23 protein-coding genes are annotated in these 25,308 nt (G+C 59.6%); 14 read left to right on the top strand and 9 right to left on the bottom strand.

Annotation, left to right across the window (positions count from 1 at the left end; genetic code table 11):
• The first annotated feature begins 33 nt into the window (after positions 1-33).
• The 4 genes from ACQR3R_RS14070 to pcaC are packed head-to-tail and all read left to right on the top strand — an operon-like array spanning position 34 to position 3,954.
• Complete coding sequence (locus ACQR3R_RS14070) at positions 34-1,338, top strand: MFS family transporter (RefSeq protein ID WP_428272905.1); 1,305 nt, start codon at positions 34-36, stop codon at positions 1,336-1,338.
• A gap of 45 nt (positions 1,339-1,383) precedes the next feature.
• Positions 1,384-2,748: a 3-carboxy-cis,cis-muconate cycloisomerase gene (locus ACQR3R_RS14065; protein WP_428272904.1), complete on the top strand. Its 1,365-nt coding sequence runs from the start codon at positions 1,384-1,386 to the stop codon at positions 2,746-2,748.
• Between the two features lie 11 nt (positions 2,749-2,759).
• Positions 2,760-3,551 (top strand): 3-oxoadipate enol-lactonase, encoded by a 792-nt coding sequence (pcaD, locus tag ACQR3R_RS14060; protein ID WP_428272903.1) that lies wholly within the window; start codon positions 2,760-2,762, stop codon positions 3,549-3,551.
• A gap of 10 nt (positions 3,552-3,561) precedes the next feature.
• Entirely contained in the window at positions 3,562-3,954 is a 393-nt protein-coding gene (pcaC, locus tag ACQR3R_RS14055) for a 4-carboxymuconolactone decarboxylase (protein WP_428272902.1), read from the top strand.
• A gap of 104 nt (positions 3,955-4,058) precedes the next feature.
• On the opposite strand, the gene emhC is transcribed toward pcaC, so the two are convergent.
• From emhC to emhA, 3 genes are read right to left on the bottom strand one after another with little or no spacing between them, the layout of a single operon-like run.
• A complete protein-coding gene (gene emhC / locus ACQR3R_RS14050; protein ID WP_428272901.1) occupies positions 4,059-5,519 on the bottom strand; it encodes an efflux RND transporter outer membrane subunit EmhC in 1,461 nt (486 codons plus the stop codon).
• Positions 5,516-8,665, bottom strand: coding sequence for an efflux RND transporter permease subunit EmhB (emhB, locus tag ACQR3R_RS14045; protein WP_428272900.1), 3,150 nt, complete (start codon positions 8,663-8,665; stop codon positions 5,516-5,518). The genes emhC and emhB overlap by 4 nt, the downstream gene beginning before the upstream one ends.
• A 3-nt stretch (positions 8,666-8,668) precedes the next feature.
• Positions 8,669-9,826, bottom strand: coding sequence for an efflux RND transporter periplasmic adaptor subunit EmhA (gene emhA / locus ACQR3R_RS14040; RefSeq protein WP_428272899.1), 1,158 nt, complete (start codon positions 9,824-9,826; stop codon positions 8,669-8,671).
• Positions 9,827-10,091: 265 nt separating this feature from the next.
• On the opposite strand from emhA, the gene emhR reads away from it, so the two are divergent.
• Complete coding sequence (gene emhR, locus ACQR3R_RS14035) at positions 10,092-10,724, top strand: efflux system transcriptional repressor EmhR (protein ID WP_428272898.1); 633 nt, start codon at positions 10,092-10,094, stop codon at positions 10,722-10,724.
• A 286-nt stretch (positions 10,725-11,010) separates the two neighbouring features.
• Here emhR and ACQR3R_RS14030 read toward each other — a convergent pair whose 3' ends face one another.
• From ACQR3R_RS14030 to ACQR3R_RS14020, 3 genes are read right to left on the bottom strand one after another with little or no spacing between them, the layout of a single operon-like run.
• Positions 11,011-12,060 (bottom strand): oxidoreductase, encoded by a 1,050-nt coding sequence (locus ACQR3R_RS14030; RefSeq protein ID WP_428272897.1) that lies wholly within the window; start codon positions 12,058-12,060, stop codon positions 11,011-11,013.
• Between the two features lie 33 nt (positions 12,061-12,093).
• A complete protein-coding gene (locus ACQR3R_RS14025) occupies positions 12,094-13,260 on the bottom strand; it encodes an MFS transporter (protein WP_428272896.1) in 1,167 nt (388 codons plus the stop codon).
• A gap of 34 nt (positions 13,261-13,294) precedes the next feature.
• A complete protein-coding gene (locus tag ACQR3R_RS14020) occupies positions 13,295-13,597 on the bottom strand; it encodes a helix-turn-helix domain-containing protein (RefSeq protein WP_428272895.1) in 303 nt (100 codons plus the stop codon).
• Positions 13,598-13,751: 154 nt separating this feature from the next.
• On the opposite strand from ACQR3R_RS14020, the gene ACQR3R_RS14015 reads away from it, so the two are divergent.
• Positions 13,752-14,327: an ACP phosphodiesterase gene (locus tag ACQR3R_RS14015; RefSeq protein ID WP_428272894.1), complete on the top strand. Its 576-nt coding sequence runs from the start codon at positions 13,752-13,754 to the stop codon at positions 14,325-14,327.
• A 101-nt stretch (positions 14,328-14,428) separates the two neighbouring features.
• Here ACQR3R_RS14015 and ACQR3R_RS14010 read toward each other — a convergent pair whose 3' ends face one another.
• Both ACQR3R_RS14010 and olsB read right to left on the bottom strand, forming a co-directional pair.
• Positions 14,429-15,220 carry a 1-acyl-sn-glycerol-3-phosphate acyltransferase gene (locus ACQR3R_RS14010; RefSeq protein ID WP_428272893.1) on the bottom strand — a complete coding sequence of 264 codons (792 nt, stop codon included), beginning with the start codon at positions 15,218-15,220 and terminating at the stop codon, positions 14,429-14,431.
• The gene (olsB, locus tag ACQR3R_RS14005) at positions 15,220-15,975 is read right to left on the bottom strand and encodes an L-ornithine N(alpha)-acyltransferase (protein WP_428272892.1); all 756 of its coding nucleotides are present in this window, start codon (positions 15,973-15,975) and stop codon (positions 15,220-15,222) included. The genes ACQR3R_RS14010 and olsB overlap by 1 nt, the downstream gene beginning before the upstream one ends.
• Positions 15,976-16,129: 154 nt before the next feature.
• Here olsB and ACQR3R_RS14000 point away from each other — a divergent pair, with 154 nt between their 5' ends.
• From ACQR3R_RS14000 to ACQR3R_RS13980, 5 genes are all read left to right on the top strand, one after another.
• On the top strand, positions 16,130-17,017 hold the full coding sequence (locus tag ACQR3R_RS14000) for a hypothetical protein (RefSeq protein ID WP_428272891.1): 888 nt from the start codon (positions 16,130-16,132) through the stop codon (positions 17,015-17,017).
• Positions 17,018-17,166: 149 nt separating this feature from the next.
• Positions 17,167-18,132, top strand: coding sequence for a serine hydrolase (locus tag ACQR3R_RS13995; protein WP_428272890.1), 966 nt, complete (start codon positions 17,167-17,169; stop codon positions 18,130-18,132).
• Between the two features lie 125 nt (positions 18,133-18,257).
• Positions 18,258-18,587, top strand: a complete 330-nt coding sequence (locus tag ACQR3R_RS13990; protein WP_428272889.1) for a hypothetical protein — start codon at positions 18,258-18,260, stop codon at positions 18,585-18,587.
• A 161-nt stretch (positions 18,588-18,748) separates the two neighbouring features.
• Positions 18,749-19,339, top strand: a complete 591-nt coding sequence (locus ACQR3R_RS13985) for a YceI family protein (protein WP_428272888.1) — start codon at positions 18,749-18,751, stop codon at positions 19,337-19,339.
• Position 19,340: 1 nt separating this feature from the next.
• Positions 19,341-20,498 carry a phospholipase D-like domain-containing protein gene (locus ACQR3R_RS13980; protein ID WP_428272887.1) on the top strand — a complete coding sequence of 386 codons (1,158 nt, stop codon included), beginning with the start codon at positions 19,341-19,343 and terminating at the stop codon, positions 20,496-20,498.
• A 130-nt stretch (positions 20,499-20,628) separates the two neighbouring features.
• Here ACQR3R_RS13980 and bglX read toward each other — a convergent pair whose 3' ends face one another.
• A complete protein-coding gene (bglX, locus tag ACQR3R_RS13975) occupies positions 20,629-22,920 on the bottom strand; it encodes a beta-glucosidase BglX (protein ID WP_428272886.1) in 2,292 nt (763 codons plus the stop codon).
• A 237-nt stretch (positions 22,921-23,157) separates the two neighbouring features.
• Between bglX and ACQR3R_RS13970 the strand changes: the two genes are divergently transcribed.
• From ACQR3R_RS13970 to ACQR3R_RS13960, 3 genes are all read left to right on the top strand, one after another.
• On the top strand, positions 23,158-23,766 hold the full coding sequence (locus tag ACQR3R_RS13970; RefSeq protein ID WP_428272885.1) for a LemA family protein: 609 nt from the start codon (positions 23,158-23,160) through the stop codon (positions 23,764-23,766).
• A 107-nt stretch (positions 23,767-23,873) separates the two neighbouring features.
• Entirely contained in the window at positions 23,874-24,629 is a 756-nt protein-coding gene (locus ACQR3R_RS13965; protein ID WP_428272884.1) for a TPM domain-containing protein, read from the top strand.
• Between the two features lie 43 nt (positions 24,630-24,672).
• Positions 24,673-25,290, top strand: a complete 618-nt coding sequence (locus ACQR3R_RS13960; RefSeq protein WP_428272883.1) for a TPM domain-containing protein — start codon at positions 24,673-24,675, stop codon at positions 25,288-25,290.
• Positions 25,291-25,308: the final 18 nt, after the last annotated feature.

Here is a 25,308-nt window from a genome sequence, read left to right as displayed (position 1 = left end):
TAGACTGTCACTGTCCCCAAAGAGTGAAAACCAATGACAACACCCACGGCTACTCCCGTTCATTACACCGGTGAAGAGCGCAGCAAGAGGATCTTTGCGATTGTCGGCGCCTCGTCCGGCAACCTCGTCGAATGGTTCGATTTCTACGTTTATGCCTTTTGCGCCATCTACTTCGCACCGGCGTTTTTCCCCTCCGATAACCCCACGGTGCAGTTGGTAAACACCGCCGGCGTTTTCGCGGCCGGGTTCCTGATGCGTCCTATCGGTGGCTGGATTTTTGGACGTGTGGCGGATAAGCACGGGCGCAAGAATTCGATGATGATTTCGGTGCTGATGATGTGCTTCGGTTCGTTGCTCATCGCCTGCCTGCCGACCTACAAGGACATTGGCGTCTGGGCGCCAATCCTGCTGCTGTTCGCCCGTTTGCTTCAAGGTTTGTCGGTGGGTGGCGAGTACGGCACCACTGCGACCTACATGAGTGAAATCGCCCTCAAGGGCCAGCGTGGGTTTTTTGCCTCCTTCCAGTACGTGACGCTGATCGGTGGGCAACTGCTGGCGGTGTTGCTGGTGGTGATCCTGCAACAGTTCCTGTCGGAAGATGAATTACGCGCTTACGGCTGGCGTATCCCGTTTGTGGTCGGTGCCGCAGCGGCGGTCATTTCGTTGCTGTTGCGTCGCTCGCTGAAGGAAACCACGAGCAAGGAAATGCGCGAAAACAAAGACGCCGGCAGCATCCGTGCGTTGTTCCGCGATCACAAGGCTGCCTTCATCACCGTGCTCGGCTACACCGCCGGCGGTTCGCTGATTTTCTACACGTTCACCACGTACATGCAGAAATACCTGGTGAACACCGCAGGCATGCACGCCAAGACCGCCAGCTACATCATGACCGGCGCGCTGTTCCTGTACATGTGCATGCAACCGTTGTTCGGCATGTTGGCGGACAAGATCGGTCGTCGTAACTCGATGCTGTGGTTTGGTGCGTTGGGGACGTTGTTCACCGTGCCGATCCTGCTGAGCCTGAAAAGCGTCAGCAGTCCGTTCCTGGCCTTTGTGCTGATCACCGTTGCACTGGCGATTGTGAGTTTCTACACCTCCATCAGCGGTCTGGTGAAAGCCGAAATGTTTCCGCCAGAGGTACGCGCATTGGGCGTCGGCCTGGCATACGCCGTGGCAAACGCAATCTTCGGCGGTTCGGCAGAATACGTTGCGCTGAGCCTCAAAGCGGTGGGCATGGAAAACTCCTTCTACTGGTACGTGACGGTGATGATGGCGGTGGCTTTCCTGTTCAGCCTGCGCCTGCCCAAACAAGCGGCGTATTTGCATCACGACCTTTGACCTTCACGCGTGGGCCTTGCCGGCCCACGCCTCCAGGAACTGTTTATGACCGAGCGAGCGGGCAATCAATTGTTCGATGCCTATTTCACTGCCCGCGACATGCGTGAAGTGTTTTGCGATCAAGGCCGGGTTCAGGCCATGCTGGATTTCGAAGCTGCACTGGCGCGGGCGCAAGCGCAGGTCGGGTTGATCCCGCAGACTGCTGTGGCGCCCATCGAATCTGCCTGCCTGGCTGCGCATTACGACTTTGCGGCGCTCGGTGAGGCCATTGCCACGGCGGGCAACTCGGCGATCCCGCTGGTCAAGGCACTGGGCAAGCGGATCGCGGCCAGCGATGCCGAAGCCGAGCGTTATGTGCACCTGGGTGCTACCAGCCAGGATGTGATGGACACCGGCCTGGTGTTGCAATTGCGGCGTGCACTGCACCTGATCGACAGCGACCTGGCGCTACTGGGAGACACGCTGGCGGCTCAAGCCCAGCGTTACGTGGCCACACCGTTGGCTGGCCGGACGTGGCTGCAGCATGCGACGCCGGTTACCCTGGGCATGAAAATCGCCGGTTGGTTGGGCGCGGTCAGCCGCAGCCGACAACGTCTGCAACAACTCAAGCCACGATTGCTGGTGCTGCAATTCGGTGGGGCTTCCGGGACGCTTGCCGCCCTCGGTCAACACGCCATGCCCGTCGCCGAAGCGCTTGCTGCAGAACTGCAACTGACAGTGCCGGATCAGCCCTGGCACACACAACGTGACCGGTTGGTGGAGTTCGGCGCGGTGCTGGGCCTGATCGCTGGCAGCCTAGGCAAACTGGGCCGCGACATCAGTCTGCTGATGCAAACCGAAGCCGGCGAAGTATTCGAGCCTTCTGCGCCGGGCAAGGGTGGTTCTTCGACGATGCCGCACAAACGCAACCCGGTGGGTGCTGCGGTGTTGATCAGTGCCGCGACCCGGGTGCCGGGCTTGCTCTCGACCTTGTTCAGCGCAATGCCTCAAGAACACGAACGCAGCCTTGGACTGTGGCATGCCGAGTGGGAGACCCTGCCGGAAATCTGCTGCCTGGTGTCGGGCAGCCTCAAGCAAGCGCTGCTGGTGGCGCAAGGGCTGGAGGTGGATGCCGAGCGCATGGCCCATAACCTCGACCTGACTCAGGGTTTGGTACTCGCCGAAGCGGTGAGCATCGTCCTCGCGCAACGGGTCGGGCGCGATACCGCGCACCATTTGTTGGAGCAATGCTGCAAGCGTGCGATAGCCCAACAGCGTCATCTGCGTGCTGTGCTTGGTGACGAACCGCAAGTGACCGCCGAGCTGTCGGCAACCGAACTCGATCATCTGTTGGATCCCGCCCATTACCTCGGCCAGGCACATACCTGGGTCGAGCGAGCGGTGGCTGAACATTCTGCGTTGACTGCCTGAAGGAGATTGCTGTGGCTTTTGTACAACTCGCCGAGGGCGAACTGAATTACCAATTGGAAGGCCCCGTTGATGCGCCAGTGCTGGTGCTGTCGAACTCGTTGGGCACGGACCTGCAGATGTGGGACGCGCAAATCGCCGCGTTCACCCAGCATTTCCGGGTGCTGCGATTTGATACACGTGGCCATGGCAAATCGCTGGTGACACCAGGCTTTTATACCATCGAGCAACTGGGGCACGACGTGCTGGCGCTGCTGGATGCGCTGCACATCGAGCGCGCGCATTTCTGTGGCCTGTCGATGGGCGGTTTGATCGGCCAGTGGCTGGGCATCAACGCTGGCCAGCGTTTGCATAAGCTGGTGGTGTGCAACACCGCCGCGAAGATCGGCGACCCGTCGATCTGGGATCCGCGCATCGAGATGGTATTGCGAGACGGTCGTGCGGCGATGGTTGCACTGCGTGATGCATCGATTGCACGCTGGTTTACCCCGGACTTCGCTGAAGCCAACCCTGCGGCAGCGCAGCGCATCACCGATATGCTCGCGGCGACTTCGCCTGAAGGCTATGCGGCCAATTGTGCGGCGGTGCGTGACGCAGATTTCCGCGATCAGTTGTCCGCAATCAAGGTGCCGTTGCTGGTGATTGCCGGCACCGAAGATGCGGTCACGCCGCCGTCCGGTGGGCATTTTATTCAGGAACACGTGCAGGGCGCCGAGTACGCCGAATTCTACGCCGCGCACTTGTCCAACGTTCAGGCCGGCGACGCGTTCAGCGAGCGTGTGCTGGCTTTCCTGTTGGCGCACTGAGGAACATCCTGTGGACGAGAAACAACGTTACGACGAGGGCCTGAACGTGCGTCGCGCAGTGCTGGGTGATGCTCACGTCGACCGTAGCCTGAACGCACTGACCGAGTTCAATTCGGAATTCCAGGAAATGATCACCCGCCACGCGTGGGGTGATATCTGGACTCGACCGGGCCTGGCGCGTCATACCCGCAGCCTGATCACCATCGCCATGCTGATCGGCATGAACCGCAACGAAGAGTTGAAACTGCACTTGCGTGCCGCCGCCAACAACGGCGTGACCCGTGGCGAGATCAAGGAAGTGATCATGCAGAGCGCGATCTACTGCGGCATTCCGGCAGCCAATGCGACGTTCCACCTCGCGGAGTCGGTGTGGGATGAGTTGGGGGTGGAATCCCGGGAGTAATGTTCTAGGTGCGAGCTTGCTCGCGAGGGGGCAGGGCTGCACAACAGCTATTTCGCAGGCAACAAAAAGCCCACCAAAAGGTGGGCTTCGTGTTTACAGCGCTATCAGAACAACTTCAGCGACGGCGCTTCTTCTTTCAACGGCTCGTTTTTCGCGGTCTGGGCATTCCAGCCACCACCGAGTGCCTTGTACAGATTGACCGCGCTGACCAGTTGCGCCAAGCGGTCGGTGATCAGTACTTGTTGGGCACTGAATAGCTGACGCTGGGCATCGAGGAAGGTCAGGTTGCTGTCGACACCAATGCGGTAACGACGCTCGGCCAGACGGTAGTAGTCCTGGTTGGCGGCGACGAAATCACGCTGAGCTTGCAACTGTTCGGTGTAGGTCTGGCGGGCAGCCAGGCCATCGGCAACTTCCTGGAAGGCCGTTTGAATGGACTTCTCGTAGTTTGCAACACCGATGTCTTTCTGGATTTTCGAGTAATCCAGGCTGGCACGCAGGCTGCCGGCGTTGAAGATCGGCAGGTTGATCTGCGGCGAGAACAACCAGGTGCCTGAACCCCCCTTGAACAGGCCGGACAAGTCCGGGCTCAGGGTGCCGGCATTGGCCGTCAGGCTGATGCTGGGGAAGAACGCAGCACGCGCCGCGCCGATGTTGGCGTTGGCAGCCTTCAGGTTGTATTCGGCCTGCAGGATGTCTGGGCGACGCTGCAACAGGTCAGACGGCAAACCGGGCGGTACATCGCTCAGCAGGTTGTCAGACAGCGGCTTTGCCGCTTGCAGGTTGACCGGGATTCCCGTGCCTAGCAGCAGTACCAGGCTGTTTTCATCCTGGGCGACCTGACGGGTGTACTTCGCCAATTGCGCACGGGCGTTTTCCACCGAGGTGCGCGATTGAGCGAGGTCCAGCGCCGAGGCCACACCCACTTCGTTGCTGCGGGCGGTGAGCTTCAGGCTCTCCTGGAACGCGCCGAGGGTGTCTTGCGTCACCTTCAGTAGTTCCTTGTCGGCCTGCCAGGTCAGGTAGGCGTTGGCGACGTTGGCCACCAGGCTGAGCTGGGTGCTGCGGCGTCCTTCTTCAGTGGCGAAGTATTGCTGCAGCGCTTCTTCGCTCAGGCTGCGAACCCGCCCGAACAGGTCAAGTTCATACGCGCTGATGCCAACCGTGGCCGAATAGGAGCTGACAATGCCAGCCTTGCCGGTTTGCGAGGCATCCGCCGGAACCCGCTGGCGGCTGCCCGTGCCATTGGCCGAAACCGCCGGGAACAGGTCGGCGCGCTGGATGCGGTACTGGGCCGCAAAGGCGTCGATGTTCAGCGCCGCAACCCGCAGGTCACGGTTGTTTTCCAGGGCAACCTGGATCAGTTGTTGCAGCGCAGGGTCATGGAAAAATTGCTTCCAGCCCTGTTCGGCTGCGGCCTGGTTAGGCGCCTGGGCCGGCGAGTACGCCGGGCCTTGCGGGTATTGCGCCGCCACCGGAGCGGCGGGCTGCTGATAATCAGGTATCAGCGAGCAGCCACCGAGCACGAATGCGGCGACCGCTAGGGAGAGTAGCGACTTGCTCATTGGCCAGCCTCTTTAGGAGTTTCAGGTGCATCATCCTGGTCAACTTTCTTACGCTGGCCAATGGACGATACGGTAACGAAAAACAGCGGAACCCAGAAGATCGCCAGAATCGTGGCGGTGAGCATACCGCCAATCACACCTGTACCGATCGCATGTTGGCTACCCGAGCCTGCGCCCGTCGATATAGCCAGTGGTACCACACCCAGCACGAAGGCCAGCGAAGTCATGATGATCGGTCGCAAACGCATGCGGCAGGCTTCAATAGCCGCGTCGCGCAAACTTCGTCCCTGTTCATGCAATTCCTTGGCAAACTCGACGATCAGAATGGCGTTTTTTGCCGCCAGACCGATGGTCGTCAACAGTCCCACTTGGAAGTACACGTCGTTGGACAGACCGCGCAGGCTGGTCGCCATCAATGCACCGATGATCCCCAGGGGCACCACCAGCATCACCGCAATCGGGATCGACCAGCTTTCATAAAGCGCTGCCAGGCACAGGAACACCATCAGCAGCGACAGCGCATACAGCGCGGGGGCCTGCGAGCCGGACAGGCGTTCTTCGTACGACAGGCCGGTCCAGGAAATACCGACACCTTTGGGCAACTTCGCGGCGATGGCTTCGACCTCGGCCATGGCTTCACCGGTGGAATACCCGGGCGCCGGAGCACCGAGGATTTCCATCGCTTCTACACCGTTGTAACGCGACAGCTTCGGTGCACCGTAGATCCACTCGCCCTTGGCGAACGCGGAGAAGGGCACCATGGTTCCGCTGGCGTTGCGCACGTACCACTTCTTGATGTCTTCGGGGCTCATTCGAGCGCCAGCCTGGCCTTGCACGTACACCTTCTTCACTCGACCACGGTCGATGAAGTCGTTGACGTATCCACTCCCCAAGGCAATCGACAGCGTGCTGTTGATGTCAGACAACGTCAGGCCGAGGGCGCTGGCTTTTTCGTCGTCGATTTCCAGTTGGTATTGCGGTTCGTCGTTCAGGCCGTTCGGACGCACCTGATACAGCACCTTGCTCTGTGCCGCCATGCCCAGGAACTGGTTGCGCGCGGCCATCAACTTGTCGTGACCGATACCGGCACGGTCTTGCAGGAACACGTCGAAACCGGTGGCGTTACCCAATTCCAGTACCGCCGGTGGCGCGAAGGCGAACACCATGGCGTCGCGGAAGGAGAAGAAGTGCTGTTGGGCCCGTGCCGCCAAGGCAAACACGCTGTTGTCAGCGTCACGCTCGCCCCATGGCTTGAGCATGATGAACGCCAGACCGGAGCTTTGACCACGGCCGGCGAAGTTAAAACCGTTCACGGTAAACACCGAGGCCACTGCGCCAGACTCTTTCTCCAGCAAGTAAGCGCGCATCTCATCGACCACCACCTGAGTTCGCTCGGCGCTGGAACCTGCCGGTGTCTGCACCTGGGCGAACAGTACGCCTTGGTCTTCTTCCGGTAGAAACGCTGAAGGAATTCGGGTGAACAGCCAGATCATGCCGACCACGATGATCACGTAAGCCAGCAGGTACGGTGCCTTGTGCGTAAGCATGTTGCCCACGCCGCGCTCGTAGCTTCTTACACCACGGTCGAAGCTGCGGTTGAACCAGCCGAAGAAGCCACGTTTAGGGGTGCCGTGCTCGCCTTTCGGAATGGCCTTGAGCATGGTGGCGCACAGTGCCGGGGTGAAGATCAGCGCGACCATCACAGACAGCGCCATGGCCGAAACGATGGTGATCGAGAACTGCTTGTAGATCACACCGGTAGAGCCGCTGAAGAATGCCATCGGCAGCAATACAGCCGACAGCACCAGCGCGATGCCGACCAGTGCACCCTGGATTTGCCCCATCGATTTCTTGGTGGCCTCCTTGGGTGACAGTCCTTCTTCGCTCATTACCCGTTCGACGTTTTCCACCACGACAATGGCGTCATCCACCAGCAACCCGATGGCCAACACCATGCCGAACATGGTCAGGGTGTTGATGCTGAACCCGAAGGCCGCGAGGATCCCGAACGTACCCAGCAGTACCACGGGCACAGTCATCGTGGTGATGATGGTGGCGCGGAAGTTCTGCAAGAACAGGAACATCACCAGGAACACCAGCACTACCGCTTCGACCAGGGTTTCAACCACACCCTTGATCGATTCGGTGACCACTGGCGTAGTGTCGTACGGGAACACCACTTCCATGCCTTCCGGGAAGAACGGTTTCAGGTCGGCGATGGTTTTGCGCAGTGCTTTGGCGGTATCAAGGGCGTTGGCGCCGTTGGCCAGTTTCACAGCCAGGCCGGACGCCGGTTTGCCGTTGAACTGGGCGCTGATGCTGTAGTTCTCACCACCCAGCGCCACATCGGCCACGTCACCGACGCGCACTTGCGAGCCATCCTTGTTGACCTTCAGCAGAATCGCCTTGAACTGCTCGGCCGTTTGCAAACGGGTCTTGCCGATGATCGTGGCGTTCAGTTGTTGGCCAGGCAATGCCGGCAAACCACCAATTTGACCCGAGGACACTTGAACGTTCTGCGCCGAGATAGCGGCGGTCACGTCAGACGGTGTCAGGGCGAAATTGTTGAGTTTGGCCGGGTCGAGCCAGATCCGCATCGCGTACTGGGCACCGAAGACCTGGAAGTCACCCACACCGGCGGTCCGCGAGATGGGGTCCTGCATGTTCGACACGATGTAGTTGGACAAGTCGTCCTTGGACATGCTGCCGTCTTGCGAGACCACACCGATGACCATCAGGAAGTTTTTCACGGCCTTGGTCACGCGGATACCCTGTTGCTGCACTTCTTGCGGCAGCAGCGGGGTGGCCAGGTTCAGTTTGTTCTGGACCTGAACCTGCGCGGTGTCAGAGTTGGTGCCCTGCTCGAAGGTAGCGGTAATGGTCATGCTGCCGTCGGAGTTACTTTCCGACGATACATAACGCAGGTTGTCGATACCGTTGAGCTGTTGCTCGATGACCTGTACCACGGTGTCCTGCACGGTTTGTGCGGACGCGCCTGGGTAGGTTACCGAGATCGCAATGGCCGGAGGCGCAATGCTCGGGTATTGGTTGATCGGGAGTTTGAGGATCGATAGTGCCCCGACCAGCATGATCACGAGGGCAATTACCCAGGCGAAAATCGGACGGTCGATAAAAAATTTCGACATGGGTTACTCCCCTTTGCCGCTGGAAGCCTTATCAGCTGCCTGTGCGGGGGCCGGGTTCTTGGTGCCGACGTTAGTGGCTTCGGTTGGCTTGACTTCAATGCCAGGCTTGACGAACTGCAGGCCTTCGGTGATCAGTCGATCGCCCGCCTTCAGGCCATCTTCGATCAGCCACTGGCTGCCGACCGTGCGGCTGGCTTTCAGTTGACGCAACTCGACCTTGTTATCCGGGCCTACAACCAGCGCTGTCGGCGTGCCTTTGAGGTCACGGGTGACACCTTGTTGAGGGGCCAGGATCGCGGCCGCGTTGACACCAGCCTGCAACTGGGCGTGAACGAACATGCCAGGCAACAGGGTGTGATCAGGGTTCGGGAACACGGCGCGCAGTGTCACCGAACCGGTGGTCTGGTCTACCGAGACTTCGGAAAACTCAAGTTTACCGTCCAGTTTGTACTGGCTACCGTCTTCCAGCGTCAACTTGACCGCGGCCGAGTTGTCGCCGGCCTTTTGCAGGCGACCACTCTCCAGTTCGCGGCGCAGTTCAAGCAGCTCTACGGAGGACTGAGTGACGTCAACGTAGATCGGATCGAGTTGCTGGATCACTGCCATAGGATCGGCCTGACCGCTGGTGACCAGAGCGCCCTCGGTAACGTTCGAGCGACCGATACGACCGGTGAGCGGTGCGTAGACCTTGGTGTAGCGCACATTGATCTGGGCGGTTTGCAGCGCGGCTTCGGATACCATCCGGTTGGCCACGGCGGTGTCGTATTCCTGACGGCTTACGGCTTGCTCGTCGACCAGTTGTTTGTAGCGATCAGAGATCGACTTGGTCTGGCGCAGGTTGGCTTCAGCGCTTTTCAACGTCGCTTCATAAACCGACGGATCGATCTGGTACAGCTGCTGGCCAAGTTTGACGTCGCCGCCCTCCTTGAACAGACGCTTGAGAATGATGCCGTTGACCTGAGGGCGAACTTCGGCGATTCGGTACGCGCTGGTGCGGCCCGGCAGCTCGGAAGTCAGTGTGAAGGATTGAGTTTGCAGGGTGACAACGCCGACCTGAGGAGGTGGTGCGGCCGGTGCCGCCTCTTCCTTTTTACATCCGCTGAGAAGCGATGCCAGGGCGACGGCAGTGACCAGAGCGGTAACAGCTGGCTTGAATTGCATGAAGATCCTCGGGTCATGCGCGCAAAAAGCGCACTCGAAATATGGAAAGGTAAAAAATCGGCGCTGAGTGGATAAGTAGCTTGCTAAGGAATATACTTACGTTCATGGTTGTTTGTAAATACCTTGGCTGCGTACCCACACTGTTACAGACGTCGGTCAAAGACATGAATTGTAGGCCGGGGACGACACCCAAGAGCGCTCGCCCCATTTTTATTCAGCGGATATTCAGACATCGCTGAAGCATCCTGATTGAGGTTTTACTGCCATGGTCCGTCGTACCAAAGAGGAAGCTCAAGAAACCCGAAGCCAGATACTCGAAGCGGCAGAAAAAGCCTTTTATGAACGGGGCGTGGCTCGCACGACGCTGGCTGACATCGCGACCTTGGCCGGCGTCACTCGTGGGGCCATCTACTGGCATTTCAGCAACAAGGCCGATCTGGTGCAGGCCATGCTGGATACGTTGCATGAGCCGCTGGATGAAATGGCCAAAGCCAGTGAAAGCGAAGATGAGCTTGACCCATTGGGCTGCATGCGCAAGCTGCTGGTTCATTTGTTTCATCAAGTTGCACTGGACCCGAAAACCCGACGCATTAATGAGATTCTTTTCCATAAGTGCGAATTCACCGATGAAATGTGCGACCTGCGCCAGCAGCGCCGAGCGGTCAGCCTGGATTGCAATGTGCGAATCGCGCTGGCCCTGAGTAACGCTGTGAATCGTGGGCAGTTGCCGGCAAACCTCGACACTGCCCGTGCAGCCATCAGCCTGCACGCTTACATCGATGGCATCCTGTATCAGTGGCTGTTGGCCCCGGACAGTTTTGAGCTGCACATCGAGGCTGAACGCTGGGTTGATACCGGGTTGGATATGCTCCGCTTGAGCACAAGCTTGCGTAAATGAAACAAAATGCGTAATCGGATGCTGTTGTGTCAACAGTTGCAGTGAGTACGGCTCAATTATTGACTCACTTTGTTGCAACGGGCTGCTTTTATATACGCGTGTCCGTCAAGTTGACAGCCAGCGAGTGGCGTATTTTGTAGGAAATTTGTGTCGTCCACGGGATCGGCTGTAAACAGCCAGGCGTGTTGTCTGTTTAATGGTCCACTATTGATTACCCGGTACACCCAAGAATAACAAAGCCCCGGCTCTTTCGAGTCGGGGCTTTTTTCGTTGCGAGTATCGCCAGTTACATCACCGGATAGTCGATGTAACCGACCGGGCCTTTGGCATAGAACAGTTCCGGACGCGCTTCGTTAAGCGGTGCGTCGGCCTTCAGGCGTGCCGGCAGATCGGGGTTGGCAATGAACGGCACGCCGAAGGCGACCGCATCAGCCTTGCCGCTGGCCAGCCAGGCGTTGGCGCTGTCCTTGGTGAAACGCTCGTTGGCAATGTACGCGCCGCCGAACGCTTCTTTGAGTTGTGGGCCAAGGCTGTCGCCCGCTTCTTTTTCCCGGGAGCAAATGAACGCGATACCGCGCTTGCCCAGTTCGCGAGCCACATAGGTGAAGGTTTCAGACAGATTGTCATCGCCCATGTCATGAGAGTCAGCGCGCGGTGCCAGGTGCACGCCTACGCGGCCGGCGCCCCAGACTTCAATCGCCGCGTCGGTCACTTCCAGCAGCAGGCGAGCGCGATTTTCCAGCGAACCACCGTAATGGTCGGTGCGCTGGTTGGTGTGGCTTTGCAGGAACTGGTCGAGCAGGTAACCGTTGGCGCCATGAATCTCCACGCCGTCAAAGCCTGCGGCCTTGGCGTTTTCTGCGCCTACGCGGTAAGCGTCGACGATTTCGGCGATTTCAGCGGTTTCCAGCGCACGCGGGGTTGGGTAGTCGGCCAGCGGGCGAACCAGGCTGACGTGGCCTTTTGGCGCGATGGCGCTTGGGGCCACCGGGGCTTCACCGTTCAGGTACGAGGGGTGCGACACCCGGCCAACGTGCCACAGCTGCAGGACGATTTTGCCGCCGGCACCATGAACGGCTTTGGTGATGTTGGTCCAGCCGCGCACCTGGTCGTTGGACCAGATGCCCGGAGTGTCCGGGTAACCGACGCCCATCGGCGTTACCGACGTGGCTTCGCTGAGGATCAGGCCGGCCGAGGCGCGTTGTACGTAGTACTCGGCCATCAGCGCGTTTGGCACTCGGCCTTCGTCAGCGCGGCAGCGGGTCAGTGGCGCCATGATGATGCGGTTGGCCAGCTCGATGTCGCCCAGTTTGATCGGATCAAAAATTGTCGTCATGAAATGCACCCTCGTGAGGTATCAGTAAGTTAATCAGTTGGTAGCAGGCGCCAGATCGGGGTTATCGCTCTGGCGGAAAGTAATCAGGGTTACCAGCAGCGCGAGTACCGCCAATGCGGCCGCCGCCAGTGGCACGCTGGTCAGGCCGAAGCCGTGGGCGATAACGCTGCCGCCGACCCAGGCACCCAGTGCGTTGCCGATGTTGAAAGCGCCGATGTTCAGGGTCGACACCAGGTTGGGTGCTGCCTTGCCGTAGGTCACGACGTTGATCTGCAGCGCAGGCACGGCGGCGAACGAAGCGGTGGCCCAGAGGAACAGGGTGATTTCGGTCGGAATTACCGCGACGCTGGTCCAGGTCAGTACGGTGGAGATCACGGCCATGGAGATGAAGACGCCGATCAGCGTGGCCGCCAGGCGTTTGTCCGCCAACTTGCCGCCAATGATGTTGCCCACCGTCAGGCCCAGGCCGATCAGCAGCAACGTCCAGGTCACGCCTTTGGGCGAGACACCCGTGACATCGCCAAGCAGTGGGGCGACATAGGTGAACAGCGTGAACATGGACGCGGCAAACAATGCAGTCATGCTTAGCGATAACCAGATACCGGCGCCTTTGAGGGCACGGAGTTCGGCGCGCATGTCGAGTTTTTCTTCATCACGCTTGGCCGGCAGGAAGCGGATCAGACCGATCAGGGCGATCACGCCGATAACGGTTACAGCCCAGAACGTCGAACGCCAACCTGCTTCCTGGCCGAGCGCGGTACCCAACGGCACGCCGAGCACGTTGGCCAGCGTCAGGCCGGTGAACATCAAGGCCACGGCCGAAGCGCGTTTGTTGGCAGGCACCAGGCCTGCGGCAACGACCGAGCCGATACCGAAGAAAGCGCCGTGGCAAAGCGCCGTCACCACACGTGCAAACATCAGCACGTTGTAGTCAGTCGCCATTGCACAGAGCAGGTTGCCGATGATGAAAATCCCCATCAGTGCGACCAATGCAGCCTTGCGCGGTAACTTGGCGGTGGCCAGTGCCATGAATGGCGCACCGATGGCCACGCCCAAGGCATAGCCGGTCACCAGCCAGCCAGCGCCAGGAATCGACACCCCGAGGTCGGCCGCCACATCGGGCAGCAAGCCCATGATGACGAACTCCGTGGTGCCGATGGCGAAGGCGCTCAAGGCCAGAATGAGTAGCGAGAGGGGCATTGTTGATTCCTTATCGGCGGACTGACGTGAAGGGTCAGAGCTCTTTGCTGAAGGTGCTGAGGAACGCCTGGATGGTGTCCTCGTTACGTTTGAAAAAATGCCATTGGCCCACCTTGCGACTGCTGATCAGGCCGGCGCGCTGCAGGGTCGCCAGATGGGCGGACACCGTCGACTGCGACAAACCGCACCGCTGATCGATCTGCCCGGCGCAAACGCCGTGCTCGTTGCTGTGGCTCTGGTCGGGAAATTCAACGGTCGGGTCTTTCAGCCAGTGCAGGATTTCTCGCCGTACTGGGTGTGCCAGGGCTTTTATTATTTCGTCGAGATTGAGGGTCATGGTCGGGGCTCGTGATGAGTAAAACGCTATATCGCGATGAGGCGAACTTTAAATCGTTGCATTGCGATATACCAATATGATTTTGATCTGATGATCTCCTGATTCGGTATATCGAGTTATAACGATATGAATGCCGCAGTGCTAAGCTGCGGGCATGAACTATCTCGCACATTTACACCTCGGTGGCCAACGGCCCGGTCAATTGCTTGGCAGCCTGTACGGCGATTTCGTCAAAGGGCGGCTGCAAGGGCAATACGCACCGGATATCGAAGCCGCTATCCAGTTGCATCGCAGCATTGATGTGTTTACCGACCGTCATCCGTTGGTCGATGCCGCGTTGTCGCGTTTTTCCATGACCCGCAGGCGCTATGCGGGCATCGTCCTGGATGTTTTTTTCGACCACTGCCTGGCGCGGGACTGGCAGCTTTACGCCGACCAGCCGTTAAGCCTCTTCACCTCGGATGTGTACCGGGTGCTGTCGGCGCAGGCGCAGTTGCCGGAACGTCTTGCGCGCATCGCGCCGCACATGGTGGCGCATGACTGGTTGGGTTCGTATCAGGACTTCGAGGTGCTTGCGCAGGTATTGCGTGGGATTTCGCGGCGATTGACGCGCCCCGAGGAACTGGCTGCGGCGATGCACGAACTGCGGATTTTGTATGAGCCGCTGAGCGAAGACTTCCGGCTGTTCTACCCGCAGTTGCAGGCGTTCGCCCTAACGAAGCAGATCTAAAGTGGGGGCGGGCGTGCTCGAGAATGCGGTGTGTCAGTCAACATCAATGTCGAATGGCACACCGCATTCGCGAGCACGCCCGCTCCCACAGGGGGCAGTTTTCAAGCAGCGATAGCCGGGCGCATCGGCGCTTGCCGTCCTTGTGGGATCGTCCCGAACAACGCTTTCTGCACGGCCTGTTGGGCGTCGAACGCCAGTGCTGCACGTTCACGGCCTGCGCAGGCGATCGGTTTCAGCAGATGAATTTCCACGTCGCCCCGGTCATTGGCAAACAAGCGCATCAAGTGCGACAGCAAATCATCGTCGCCGATAAACGGCGCCAGCGAGTCGAGTTCGCCGTTGCGTACATACCGAATCGCTATCGGCTGCAGGTCCACTTCGCAATCAATCGCTGCCGACAACAAACGGCCGTGAAACGTGCGCAACGAACGACCGTCAGTGGTGGTGCCCTCCGGAAACATCAATAGCGGATGCGCTTGCTCCAGATGACGGGTCATCTGTTTACGGATCAGTTGGCTGTCGCCCGAGCCGCGACGAATGAACAGGCTGCCAGCCTTCGCTGCCAACCAGCCTGCTACCGGCCAGGTGCGTACTTCCGCCTTGGACAGGAACGACATCGGCGTCAGCATCCCCAGCAGTGGAATGTCGGTCCAGGACACGTGGTTGCTGACCCACAACATGGGCTGCTTTGGCAGCTCACCGTGCACGGTCACGCGAAAGGGCAGGGCATTGGCCAGGCGCGCCATGAAGAACCGCGACCAACGCTGGCGGCGAACCATCGAATGGGCGATGCCAAGGCGCTCGAATACTCCAAATACCGCTGCCATGCTCAATCCCAGCGCGACCACCACCAGCACTCGCGCAATTCGCGCGTACACCCGCAAGCGGCCCATCACATGGCCGCCTTGAAGTGCTTGGCGTAGCGCGGGCAGAGTTCGTCGCGCTTGAGCAGAATGAACACGTCGGCCACCTGGAAGTCTTCGTCCCAGCAAGGCTCGCCGCAGATCTTCGCGCCGAGGCGCATGTAAGCTTTAAGCAGCGGTGGCATTTCGGCGATCACGTTCGAGGGGATGTCCAGCGTCGGCAACGGCTTTTTCGGCTCGGCGCGCAGGTGTTCGGTGCACAGGTAACGTTCGCGCAAGCGCTGCATGATCGCGTGGGCCTGAATGCCGCCGTCCTGCATCGGGATGCTCGCGCAACCCATCAAATAGCTGTAGCCGCCCTGGTTCAATACTTCAGCCAGTTCGCCCCAGAGCACTGCGATGGTGCCGCCGTTGCGGTAGGCCGGATCAACGCAGGTGCGGCCGATTTCCAGAATAGGACCTTGCAGATGAATCAGGCCGTGCAGGCTGAATTCTTCTTCGCTGTAAAATTTGCCCAGGCTGCTGGCAGCGGTGTGGTCAAGTAAACGCGTGGTCGCCACCAGGCGCCCGGTGTTCAGGTCGCGCACACCGATGTGGGCGCAGTGAACGTCGTAGTCGTCCATGTCCAGACCCAGTTCTGCGCCCTTCAGCTTGGCGTTGAACTCGCCGCTGAACACGTTGAAACGCAAGGCCTGGGCCTCTTGCAAGGCCTCGGCGCCGACCAGGCGTTCGGCTTGCAGGCGGCGTTCGTTGGCGGTGTCGCTGATGCGGGCGATCTGAGTCATTGCGAATCTCCGTGCGGGCCGTTCCCCCGTCTTGGGTTGCAGCCGATCGACTTTCTTTATGCGGCCGTGTTGTGCAAAGTCAGGCTATGTAGCCCCGGTGTCATCGCCATGAAGCTTTGGTGATGCTTATATGACAGCCCACGAGGAGTCCTTCATGCCTTGGCAAACCCTGTTGAATCGTTACGAACGCCTGCCCGCAAGCGCGGACCTTGCCGAGGGTTTCGCGACCCTGTTGCACCAATTGGGGCCTGTTACACCGTTCGAATTGGCGGTGGTCGGGGGACGCCTGATGTCGACGCCGGGGTTGGCGTTTCTGGTGGGTTACCAGGCTGCATTGCGCATGTTGTGGCCGAGCGCGCCACTGAGTCTCGGCGCGTTGTGCGCAACGGAACATCGCAGCCTGCGCGCCGCCGACATGCAGACCCGGCTCACGGATTTGCGCTTGAATGGACGCAAAGACTTCGTCACGGCGGGCGATGCGGCGGACTGGTTGCTGATTGCCGCCCGCAGTGAAGAAACCGGTGAGGCGCCGCGCCTGAGCCTGGCGGTGGTCTATCCCGGCGAGCCCGGTGTGCGCCTGGAAAAGCTGCCGGCCATTGCACTGATGCCGGACATCAGCCATGGCCGGTTGTTTCTCGACAACGCGATGTGTGAGTTGCTGGCAGGCGATGGCTGGGATGCCTACATCAAGCCGTTCCGCACGCTGGAAGATATCTACGTGTTGAGCGCAATGACGGCGTGGTTGTATGGCATCGGCCAGGACAACAACTGGCCGCAAGCTTTGCACCTGCGCTTGCTGGCGCTGATGGCCGGGTGCGCGGAGGCCAGCCGGCAACCGCCAAACAACCCGGCCGGGCACGTGCTGTTGGGCGGGTTGTTTGCGCAGTTCGATGGGCTCAAGGCCGAGATCCAGCAAGCGTTGGCGCAAGGGCCGCAGCATTGGGCGGCAATGTGGCAACGCGATCAGGCGGTGATGGATTTAGCGGCCGGGGCACGAAGTAAACGGTTGGCCAAAGCGCTGGCGGGGTCTGCACCGGACTGAATGACCTCTGCGCGAGCAGGCATCCTTTGCTCGGTGTTCCCTGGTGGGAGCGAGCCCGCTGGCGAAGGCGGTCGATTGGGTGACACAAACTCCAAAACTGTCATCAACCTCGACTAGGCTCAGCAGGTCCTCCCCGCTGAGCCCCCGCCATGTCCAAAGGCTTGCCCCTGATTTTCTTGCTGCTGCTCGGCCTCTCGGCTCATGCCGAAAACTGGCCGGGCGAGCAATGGTCCAGCGGCCCGACAATCAGTGGGCCGGCGCTACAAGCCCTGGAGACGTATGCCTTCGCGCCGCGTGATGAAGTCACCCGAACAGGTGTGCGCACTGATGCGTTGCTGGTGATCCGCGATGGCCAACTCATCTATGAGCGCTACGCTGGCCCGACCACCGCCGACACGCCGCACCTGACGTGGTCCATCAGCAAAAGCCTGATGGCCGCTGTTCTGGGGGTGGCGTATGGCGAGGGCCTGTTCAAGCTGAATGACCCGGTACACAAGTTTTACCCCGCGCTGGCCAAACACCCGGCGCTGACCATGGCCGACTTGCTGCACTGGTCGTCCGGGCTGGACTGGCAAGAAGACTACGAGTACGCGCCGTTGAAGTCGTCGGTGGTGGCGATGCTGTATACCGGCGGCCATCAGGACATGGCGGCGTTCGCCGCTGACCGTGCGGAATACGCCGCGCCCGGCCAGGCATTTCGCTATTCCAGCGGCGACAGCAACCTGTTATCTGCGGCGTTGAAAAACATCGTCGGCCCGGCCCGTTATCCGGACTTTCCATGGACGGCACTGTTCGAACCCTTGGGCATTCGTCACGCCGTTTGGGAAACCGACGCCAAGGGAACATTTGTCGCCTCATCCTATGCCTACCTCACCGCCCGCGATCTGGCGCGAGTCGGTCTGTTGATGGCCCGCGACGGTCGCTGGGGTGAACGGCAATTGCTCCCCAAAGACTGGGTCGCCTTCAATCGTGAACCCTTTTCCCACTACCGGGCCAATCAGGACGATGCCGTACCGGGTGGGCAGTGGTGGCTCAATCGAGCAGCCGATGGCGCGACGCAACCCTGGCCGGATGCCCCCGTCGACACGTTTGCGGCACTCGGTCATTGGGGGTAGGCGATGTACGTGATTCCCAGCGAAAACCTGGTGATCGTGCGTTATGGCGATGATCGCGACAGCAGCTACCAACACAATCAATTGCTCAAACTTGCGCGTGCAGCCTTTACCGGGACGGTGCAGCCATGAGCCGCCACAGCTTTGTTCGCCGCCGACCGTTCAGTACGCTATTGCTGGTGCTGTTGATATTCGTGCTCGGCTGGGTTTGGCAGGAGCGCGTGGCGTTGTGGGCCTTCCCGGACATCATCAGCGCTTACACCGCCAAGGAGTACTGTTCGTGCCGGTACGTGATGAACAATCCGCTGGAGTATTGCCACCAGTACGTGAAGCAATGGTTGCCCGTCAGCGACTTTACCGATGATGGCGAAAGTAAACGGGTTTCGGCCAGTGGTCTGGGCCGTAGGCATAGCGCGGTGTGGCTCGGCGAACGCCAGGGCTGCCGGCTAACGCCCTGAACGAACGTCTGTGGGCGCCCGGCTTGCCGGCGATGGCGATGTCAAAGAAGTCATCGCTGGCAAGCGAGTCTTCTACAAGGCACGGTGTTTAATTTTCGCGGTTTGCATTGTGCCCACGGGCGGTTAAGGTTCGTTCAGGTTTATTTTCAATACGAGTCTCTATGTTTAAGCGGTCCCTTGCTAAAACCTTCGCCTTCTTGCTGCTGGCCGGGGCCACAGTGTCTGCTCACGCCGATTGGTACCTGGATGGTGAATCTTCGCGGCTATCGTTTATCAGCACAAAAAACGCCAATGTCTCGGAAGTGCAGCGCTTTTTGGTGTTGCATGGCAAGGTCGATTCCAAAGGATTGGCGCAAATCGAGGTCGAGCTGGACTCGGTGAACAGCGGCATCCCGCTGCGCGATGAGCGCATGCGCAAGGACTTGTTCCAGATCGAGTCCTTTCCCGATGCCGTGATCAGCACGCAAATCGACCTGCGTCCGATCAACGACCTCGCACCCGGTGCGCAGCTGGAGCTGCGTTTGCCGGTAACCGTCAACCTTCACGGTAAAACCCATGAATACGATGCGGAACTGCTGGCAACCCGGCTCGATGATCGGCGCTTTCAAGTGGTAACGCTTGAGCCCTTGGTGATCAATGCGGCGGACTTCGAGCTGGCCGCCGGGCTGGAAAGTCTGCGTAAGATGGCCGGGTTGTCGGCCATCAGTCTGTCGGTGCCGGTGGGTGCGGTACTGATTTTCACGGCGCGCTGACATGGCCGGCGCGATATTTCCCTGGCGTGAAGGCAACAGCTTCGAACTGCTGATCGATGGTCCGCAGTTTTTCCCGCGCATGTTGATGGCGATTGCCCGCGCCGAAGAACAAGTCGAACTGGAGTTGTACCTGGTGGAGGCGGGCGCCTGCGCCGAGGCAATGGTGCAGGCATTGGTTGAAGCGGCGGAACGCGGTGTTCGCGTGCGCTGTTTGTTCGATGATTTTGGCAGCCTCGCATTCACCCTGGCATTGCGCCAGCGGCTGATAGCGGCGGGGGTCGAGCTCCGATTTTACAATCGCCTGTACTGGCGGCGCTGGATCGGCAACTTCTACCGCGATCACCGCAAGCTGTTGCTGGTCGATCAGAGCCTGGCCGTGGTGGGTGGCACGGGTGTCACCGATGAGTTCTGGACGCCGGGCGAAGACACCAGCGAATGGCACGAAGTGATGGTCGAAATCACTGGCCCGTTGGTGATCGACTGGCAGCTACTGTTCGACCGTCAATGGATTGCCAACCGTCATCGCCGCGCCTGGAAACCCGCGTCGCATTTTGGCCTGCCGCACCTGCCACGCGTACCGTCGGTGGGCGAGGGCATGGGCCGGGTCGCATATGCCGATGCCCGCCAACATCGCGACATTCTGCAATCGCTGATCAGGGCAATTAACAGCGGCCAACGAAGAATCTGGCTGGCAACACCTTATTTTCTGCCGACCTGGAAAGTCCGCCGCTCACTGCGTCGTGCCGCTTCGCGGGGCGTCGACGTACGATTGCTGCTGACAGGGCCACGCACCGATCACCCGTCCGTGCGCTACGCCGGGCATCGTTACTACCCGCGACTGCTCAACGCCGGGGTCAAGATTTTCGAGTACCAGCCGTGTTTCCTGCACTTGAAAATGGTGTTGATCGATAACTGGGTGAGTCTGGGTTCGTGCAACTTCGATCACTGGAATTTGCGCTTCAACCTGGAAGCCAATCTGGAGGCGCTGGACCCTGGCCTGACGCTGGCGGTGGCGGCGAGTTTCGAGAAAGATTTTGCGTTAAGTCAGGAAGTCAGCCTTGAGGCATGGCAACGCCGTCCATTTTGGCACCGGGTCAGGCAGCGAATATGGGGATGGGTGGATCGCGTGGTGGTCAATCTGCTGGATCGCCGGGGATAGCCGCAGCACCGAATAGCAAAGTGGAAGCGGGCTTGCTCGCGAAGGGGCCTTAACATTCAACATCTTGATTGAGTGTCATGACTCTTCGCGAGCACGCCCGCTCCCACAGGTTTTTTTGGTGTTTGAGGAATTACAGCAACTCAAAGCTCTGTTGTGTCACGTCCTGTGAGTCGAGGCCGATCTGCACGTTGAATTTGCCGGGTTCGGCGGCGTATTTGAGTTGAGTATTGAAGAACTTCAGATCGTCTTCCGTAATGGTGAAGTGCACGACTTTCTGTTCGCCGGCCTTGAGCATTATTTTCTGGAAGTTCTTCAGTTCCTTCACCGGACGAATCATTGAGCCGGTCACGTCCTGGATGTACAACTGCACCACGGTTTCGCCGTCACGCTTGCCGGTATTCTTCAGCACGACGCTGGCGTCGAGCTTGCCGGTCTTGTTCAGCGTGGTCGAGGACAAGGCCATGTCGGTCAGGCTGAAATCGGTGTAGCTCAAGCCGAAACCAAACGCAAACAACGGGCCGGTGGTGTCATCGAAATACTGCGAGGTGTAGTTGCCCGGTTTGCCCGGCGTGAAGGGCCGGCCAATGCTCAGGTGGTTGTAGTAGGTCGGAATCTGACCCACCGAGCGTGGGATGGTGATCGGCAGCTTGCCCGACGGGTTGTAGTCGCCGAACAGCACGTCGGCGATGGCGTTGCCGCCTTCGGTGCCGCTGAACCAGGTTTCCAGAATCGCGTCGGCCTGTTCTTTCTCTTCAAGAATCGACAACGGACGGCCGTTCATCAATACCAGCACCAGCGGTTTGCCGGTCGCTTTCAAGGCCTTGATCAGGTCGCGCTGGTTGGCCGGGATGTTCAGGTCGGTGCGGCTGGACGACTCGTGGGACATGCCGCGCGACTCGCCCACTGCGGCAACCACAACGTCTGACTGCTGCGCGGCTTTCACCGCTTCGTCGATCAGCACCTGCGCTGGGCGCGGGTCATCCACGACTTCCGGGGCGTCGAAATTGAGGAAGTTCAGGTAATCCAGAACCTTCTTGTCGCTGGTGATGTTGGCGCCACGGGCATAGGTCAGGGTTGCGTTGGGGCCCATCACGTTGGTCATGCCGTCCAGCAGGGTTACCGATTGCGCCGGTTTACCCGCGGCAGCCCAACTGCCCATCATGTCGATCGGGGCTTTGGCCAACGGGCCGACCAAGGCAATTTTTGCGGTTTTCTTCAGCGGCAGGGTTTCGCCCTGATTCTTCAGCAACACCAGGCTGCGACGCGCAACGTCACGCGCCTCGGCGCGGTGCAGACGGCTGTCGGCGTAGGTATCAACCGGGTCATCTTCGGCCTTGCCGATGCGCAGGTACGGGTCTTTGAACAGGCCCATGTCGTACTTGGCGCCGAGCACCTCGCGCACGGCATTGTCGATGTCGCTTTGCTCGATTTCGCCGGCCTTCAATAGCCCCGGCAGCTCTTTGCCGTACAGGGTGTCGTTCATGCTCATGTCGATACCAGCCTTGATTGCCAGCTTCGCGGCTTCGCGACCGTCAGCGGCGACACCGTGCTTGATCAGCTCGAAAATGGCACCGTGGTCGCTCACCGCCAGGCCTTTGAAGCCCCAATCCTTGCGCAGCAAGTCGTTCATCAGCCAAGTGTTGGCGGTGGCCGGCACGCCGTTGATCGAGTTCAACGCGACCATAACGCTGCCAGCACCGGCATCAATCGCAGCGCGGTACGGTGGCAGGTAGTCCTGGTACATCTTGACCGGGCTCATGTCGACGACGTTGTAATCCCGACCGCCCTCGACCGCGCCGTACAACGCAAAGTGCTTGACGCTGGCCATGAGGCTGTCGGCCGCGTTGGCGCCCGAGCCCTGGAAGGCCCGGACCATGACCCCGGCGATGCGCGACACCAGGTACGTGTCTTCGCCGAAGCCTTCGGAGGTGCGACCCCAACGTGGATCACGGGAAATGTCGACCATCGGCGCGAAGGTGATGTCGATGCTGTCGGCTGCGGCTTCCTTGGCGGCGATGCGCCCGGACCGGCCGATAGCGTCCATGTCCCAACTGGAAGCGAGGGCCAGCGGGATCGGGAAAATGGTTCGGTGACCGTGGATCACGTCGTAGGCGAAGAACATCGGGATCTTCAACCGGCTGCGCATGGCGGCGTCCTGCATCGGACGGTTTTCGGGGCGTGTAATCGAATTGAACGTACCGCCGATGTTGCCGGCCGCGATTTCCTTGCGGATCAGCTCGCGAGGCATTTCCGGACCGATGCTGATCAGGCGCAGCTGGCCGATTTTTTCATCGAGGGTCATTTGCTTCATCAGGTTGGTGATGAAAGCGTCCTTGTTTTCTACAGGTGCGGGCGTCGTGGCGGCCAATACGTTATGACTGGCCAGGCTGACGAACAGGCCCAGCAAACACAGCTTCTTCATGAATAGTTTTCTCAAAAGCCTAAACGGCCGTGAATACGCGCCGGTCAGCCAAAATTTAGGGAGCGACTATTGTTGTTCAAGTAAATGCAGCAAACTCGTGAACTGTTTTTGTACTGGGGCATCTTTTAGCCCATTGGCTCGCTTCAATCCAGTGGCGGCGCAGATTATGCCCCAAGAGCCGCGTTCAAAGTTCGCAGGGTGTTTTTTCAACGGAATGTGCAAGGGAGCATCAACCAGATGAACGTAAGACACCACTATCGGTCGAGCCTGCAGGTCGCAGCCTTGATGTTGCTGACTACGCTGCTGGCCGGCTGCGGCATCAACAACATTCCAACGCTTGATGAACAGGCCAAGGCCGCATGGGGCCAGGTGCAGAACCAGTACCAGCGCCGCGCCGACCTGATCCCCAACCTGGTGGAAACCGTCAAGGGCTACGCCAAGCACGAAGAAGAAACCCTGACTGCGGTCATCGAGGCCCGGGCCAAGGCGACGTCTATCCAGGTGGATGCCAAAACGCTCGACAACCCGGAAAAGCTCAAGCAGTTCCAGCAGGCGCAGGACCAGTTGACCGGTGCGTTGAGCCGTTTAATGGTGGTGTCCGAGCGTTATCCGGACCTCAAGGCCAACCAGAATTTTCTCGCACTGCAATCGCAGCTTGAAGGCACCGAGAACCGCATTGCCGTGGCGCGTCGTGATTTCATCCTCGCGGTGCAGCAGTACAACACGGAAATCCGTACCTTCCCGGGTCGTCTGTGGCACAGCGTGATGTACAGCGATCTGCCGATTCGTGAAACGTTCGAGGCGACCACACCGGATGCTGAAAAAGCGCCGCAAGTGAAATTCTAACCAACAGCCACACGGCGCAAGCCGCACGCTGCAAGCGAGGGCAACCTGCACCGCTTCTGCTTGTAGTGTGCTGCTTGAAACTTGCCGCTGCCCCCATGAGGTTGCCAATGCGCGTGTTGAAAGTTGGCCTGGTGCTGTTGCTCTGGGTGTTTGCCCTGACGGCTCAGGCCGAGTTGAAGTTTGCGCCACTCACCGGACGGGTGGTGGATAACGCCCAGATGATCGACCCTGCGGTTCGCGAGCAGTTAGACCAGCAGTTGCAAGCCCATGAAAAAGCCACGGGCGAGCAGTTGGTGGTGGTAACGCTGACGGATTTACAGGGCACCGACATTGCAGATTTCGGCTATCAATTGGGCCGCTACTGGGGCATCGGTCAGAAAGACAAGAACAACGGTGCGTTGCTGATCGTTGCGCGCGATGAGCGCAAGCTGCGAATCGAGGTCGGTTATGGCCTTGAAGATCGCCTGACCGATGCGCAAAGTTCGGTGATCATCAATCAGGTGATAACGCCGGCGTTCAAGACCGGCAACTTCAGCAAAGGCATCAGCGACGGGGTCGCGGCGATGCTGGTGGTCTTGGGCGGCAATCCACTGGACGAGCCGTCGACTGTCTATGATTCGCGCGGCGACGAGGACAGCGACTTTGTCTCGCGTCATCCAGGTGTGTTTGTGTTTCTGGTGATGCTGTTCATCCTGACGATTTTTGTGCTGCAAATGCTTGGGCTCCTGCCTGCCGGACGCGGTGGCTCTGGTGGCTCGGGCGGTGGTTTCGGCGGTGGTGGTTTTGGCGGCGGCGGTGGAGGCGGGGGCTTCAGCGGCGGCGGGGGCAGTTTCGGCGGCGGCGGTTCGTCGGGCGGCTGGTGATCAAACGTCAGTTAATAACAACAGCGAACGGGCACTTTTAAACATGGCATTACTGACCGAACACGAACAACGCAAAGTCGCCGAGGCAATTGCCCGGGTCGAGCGCGATACCGACGCCGAACTGGTGACGGTGCTCGCCGCCCGCGCCGACGATTACGTATACATCCCGTTGTTATGGGCCAGCCTGCTGGCACTCGTGGTGCCGGGTGTCGTGCACTACCTCACCGGCGTGCTGACCATGCACAGCCTGCTGTTGGTGCAGTGGAGCACGTTCATTGTGCTGTGCCTGGTGTTTCGCATTCCGGCGGTCACCACGCACCTGATCCCGCGTTCGGTGCGCCACTGGCGTGCTTCGAACCTGGCGCGCCGGCAGTTCCTGGAGCAGAACCTGCACCACACGGTTGGCAGCACCGGCATGCTGATTTTTGTCTGCGAAGCCGAACGTTACGTGGAAATTCTGGTGGATGAAGGCATTTCCAAGCGGCTGGATAACAAAAGCTGGGATGCAATTGTTGCGACCTTCACCCGGCAGGTAAAGCAAGGGCAAACCGTGCAAGGCTTTGTGGCCTGCATCGAGGCGTGTGGCGAGTTGCTCAAGGTGCATGTCCCCGTCACGCACGTGCGCAATGAGTTGCCAAATCGGTTGGTGGTTTTAGGCTGAGTTCAGCCTTCTGACTCA

This window comes from Gordonia sp. IEGM753 (assembly GCF_050321825.1).
Taxonomy (GTDB): domain Bacteria; phylum Pseudomonadota; class Gammaproteobacteria; order Pseudomonadales; family Pseudomonadaceae; genus Aquipseudomonas.
This window is presented reverse-complemented; position numbering and strand designations above follow the sequence as displayed.

Bases quoted from the DNA above. Each gene is read 5' to 3' on its own strand.
- ACQR3R_RS14070 (WP_428272905.1), top strand. From the start codon at position 34: ATGACAACACCCACGGCTACTCCCGTTCATTACACCGGTGAAGAGCGC.
- ACQR3R_RS14065 (WP_428272904.1), top strand. From the start codon at position 1,384: ATGACCGAGCGAGCGGGCAATCAATTGTTCGATGCCTATTTCACTGCC.
- emhC (WP_428272901.1), bottom strand. From the start codon at position 5,519: ATGAGCAAGTCGCTACTCTCCCTAGCGGTCGCCGCATTCGTGCTCGGT.
- emhB (WP_428272900.1), bottom strand. From the start codon at position 8,665: ATGTCGAAATTTTTTATCGACCGTCCGATTTTCGCCTGGGTAATTGCC.
- emhA (WP_428272899.1), bottom strand. From the start codon at position 9,826: ATGCAATTCAAGCCAGCTGTTACCGCTCTGGTCACTGCCGTCGCCCTG.
- emhR (WP_428272898.1), top strand. From the start codon at position 10,092: ATGGTCCGTCGTACCAAAGAGGAAGCTCAAGAAACCCGAAGCCAGATA.
- ACQR3R_RS14030 (WP_428272897.1), bottom strand. From the start codon at position 12,060: ATGACGACAATTTTTGATCCGATCAAACTGGGCGACATCGAGCTGGCC.
- ACQR3R_RS14025 (WP_428272896.1), bottom strand. From the start codon at position 13,260: ATGCCCCTCTCGCTACTCATTCTGGCCTTGAGCGCCTTCGCCATCGGC.
- ACQR3R_RS14020 (WP_428272895.1), bottom strand. From the start codon at position 13,597: ATGACCCTCAATCTCGACGAAATAATAAAAGCCCTGGCACACCCAGTA.
- ACQR3R_RS14015 (WP_428272894.1), top strand. From the start codon at position 13,752: ATGAACTATCTCGCACATTTACACCTCGGTGGCCAACGGCCCGGTCAA.
- ACQR3R_RS14010 (WP_428272893.1), bottom strand. From the start codon at position 15,220: ATGGGCCGCTTGCGGGTGTACGCGCGAATTGCGCGAGTGCTGGTGGTG.
- olsB (WP_428272892.1), bottom strand. From the start codon at position 15,975: ATGACTCAGATCGCCCGCATCAGCGACACCGCCAACGAACGCCGCCTG.
- ACQR3R_RS14000 (WP_428272891.1), top strand. From the start codon at position 16,130: ATGCCTTGGCAAACCCTGTTGAATCGTTACGAACGCCTGCCCGCAAGC.
- ACQR3R_RS13995 (WP_428272890.1), top strand. From the start codon at position 17,167: ATGTCCAAAGGCTTGCCCCTGATTTTCTTGCTGCTGCTCGGCCTCTCG.
- ACQR3R_RS13990 (WP_428272889.1), top strand. From the start codon at position 18,258: ATGAGCCGCCACAGCTTTGTTCGCCGCCGACCGTTCAGTACGCTATTG.
- ACQR3R_RS13985 (WP_428272888.1), top strand. From the start codon at position 18,749: ATGTTTAAGCGGTCCCTTGCTAAAACCTTCGCCTTCTTGCTGCTGGCC.
- ACQR3R_RS13980 (WP_428272887.1), top strand. From the start codon at position 19,341: ATGGCCGGCGCGATATTTCCCTGGCGTGAAGGCAACAGCTTCGAACTG.
- bglX (WP_428272886.1), bottom strand. From the start codon at position 22,920: ATGAAGAAGCTGTGTTTGCTGGGCCTGTTCGTCAGCCTGGCCAGTCAT.
- ACQR3R_RS13970 (WP_428272885.1), top strand. From the start codon at position 23,158: ATGAACGTAAGACACCACTATCGGTCGAGCCTGCAGGTCGCAGCCTTG.
- ACQR3R_RS13965 (WP_428272884.1), top strand. From the start codon at position 23,874: ATGCGCGTGTTGAAAGTTGGCCTGGTGCTGTTGCTCTGGGTGTTTGCC.
- ACQR3R_RS13960 (WP_428272883.1), top strand. From the start codon at position 24,673: ATGGCATTACTGACCGAACACGAACAACGCAAAGTCGCCGAGGCAATT.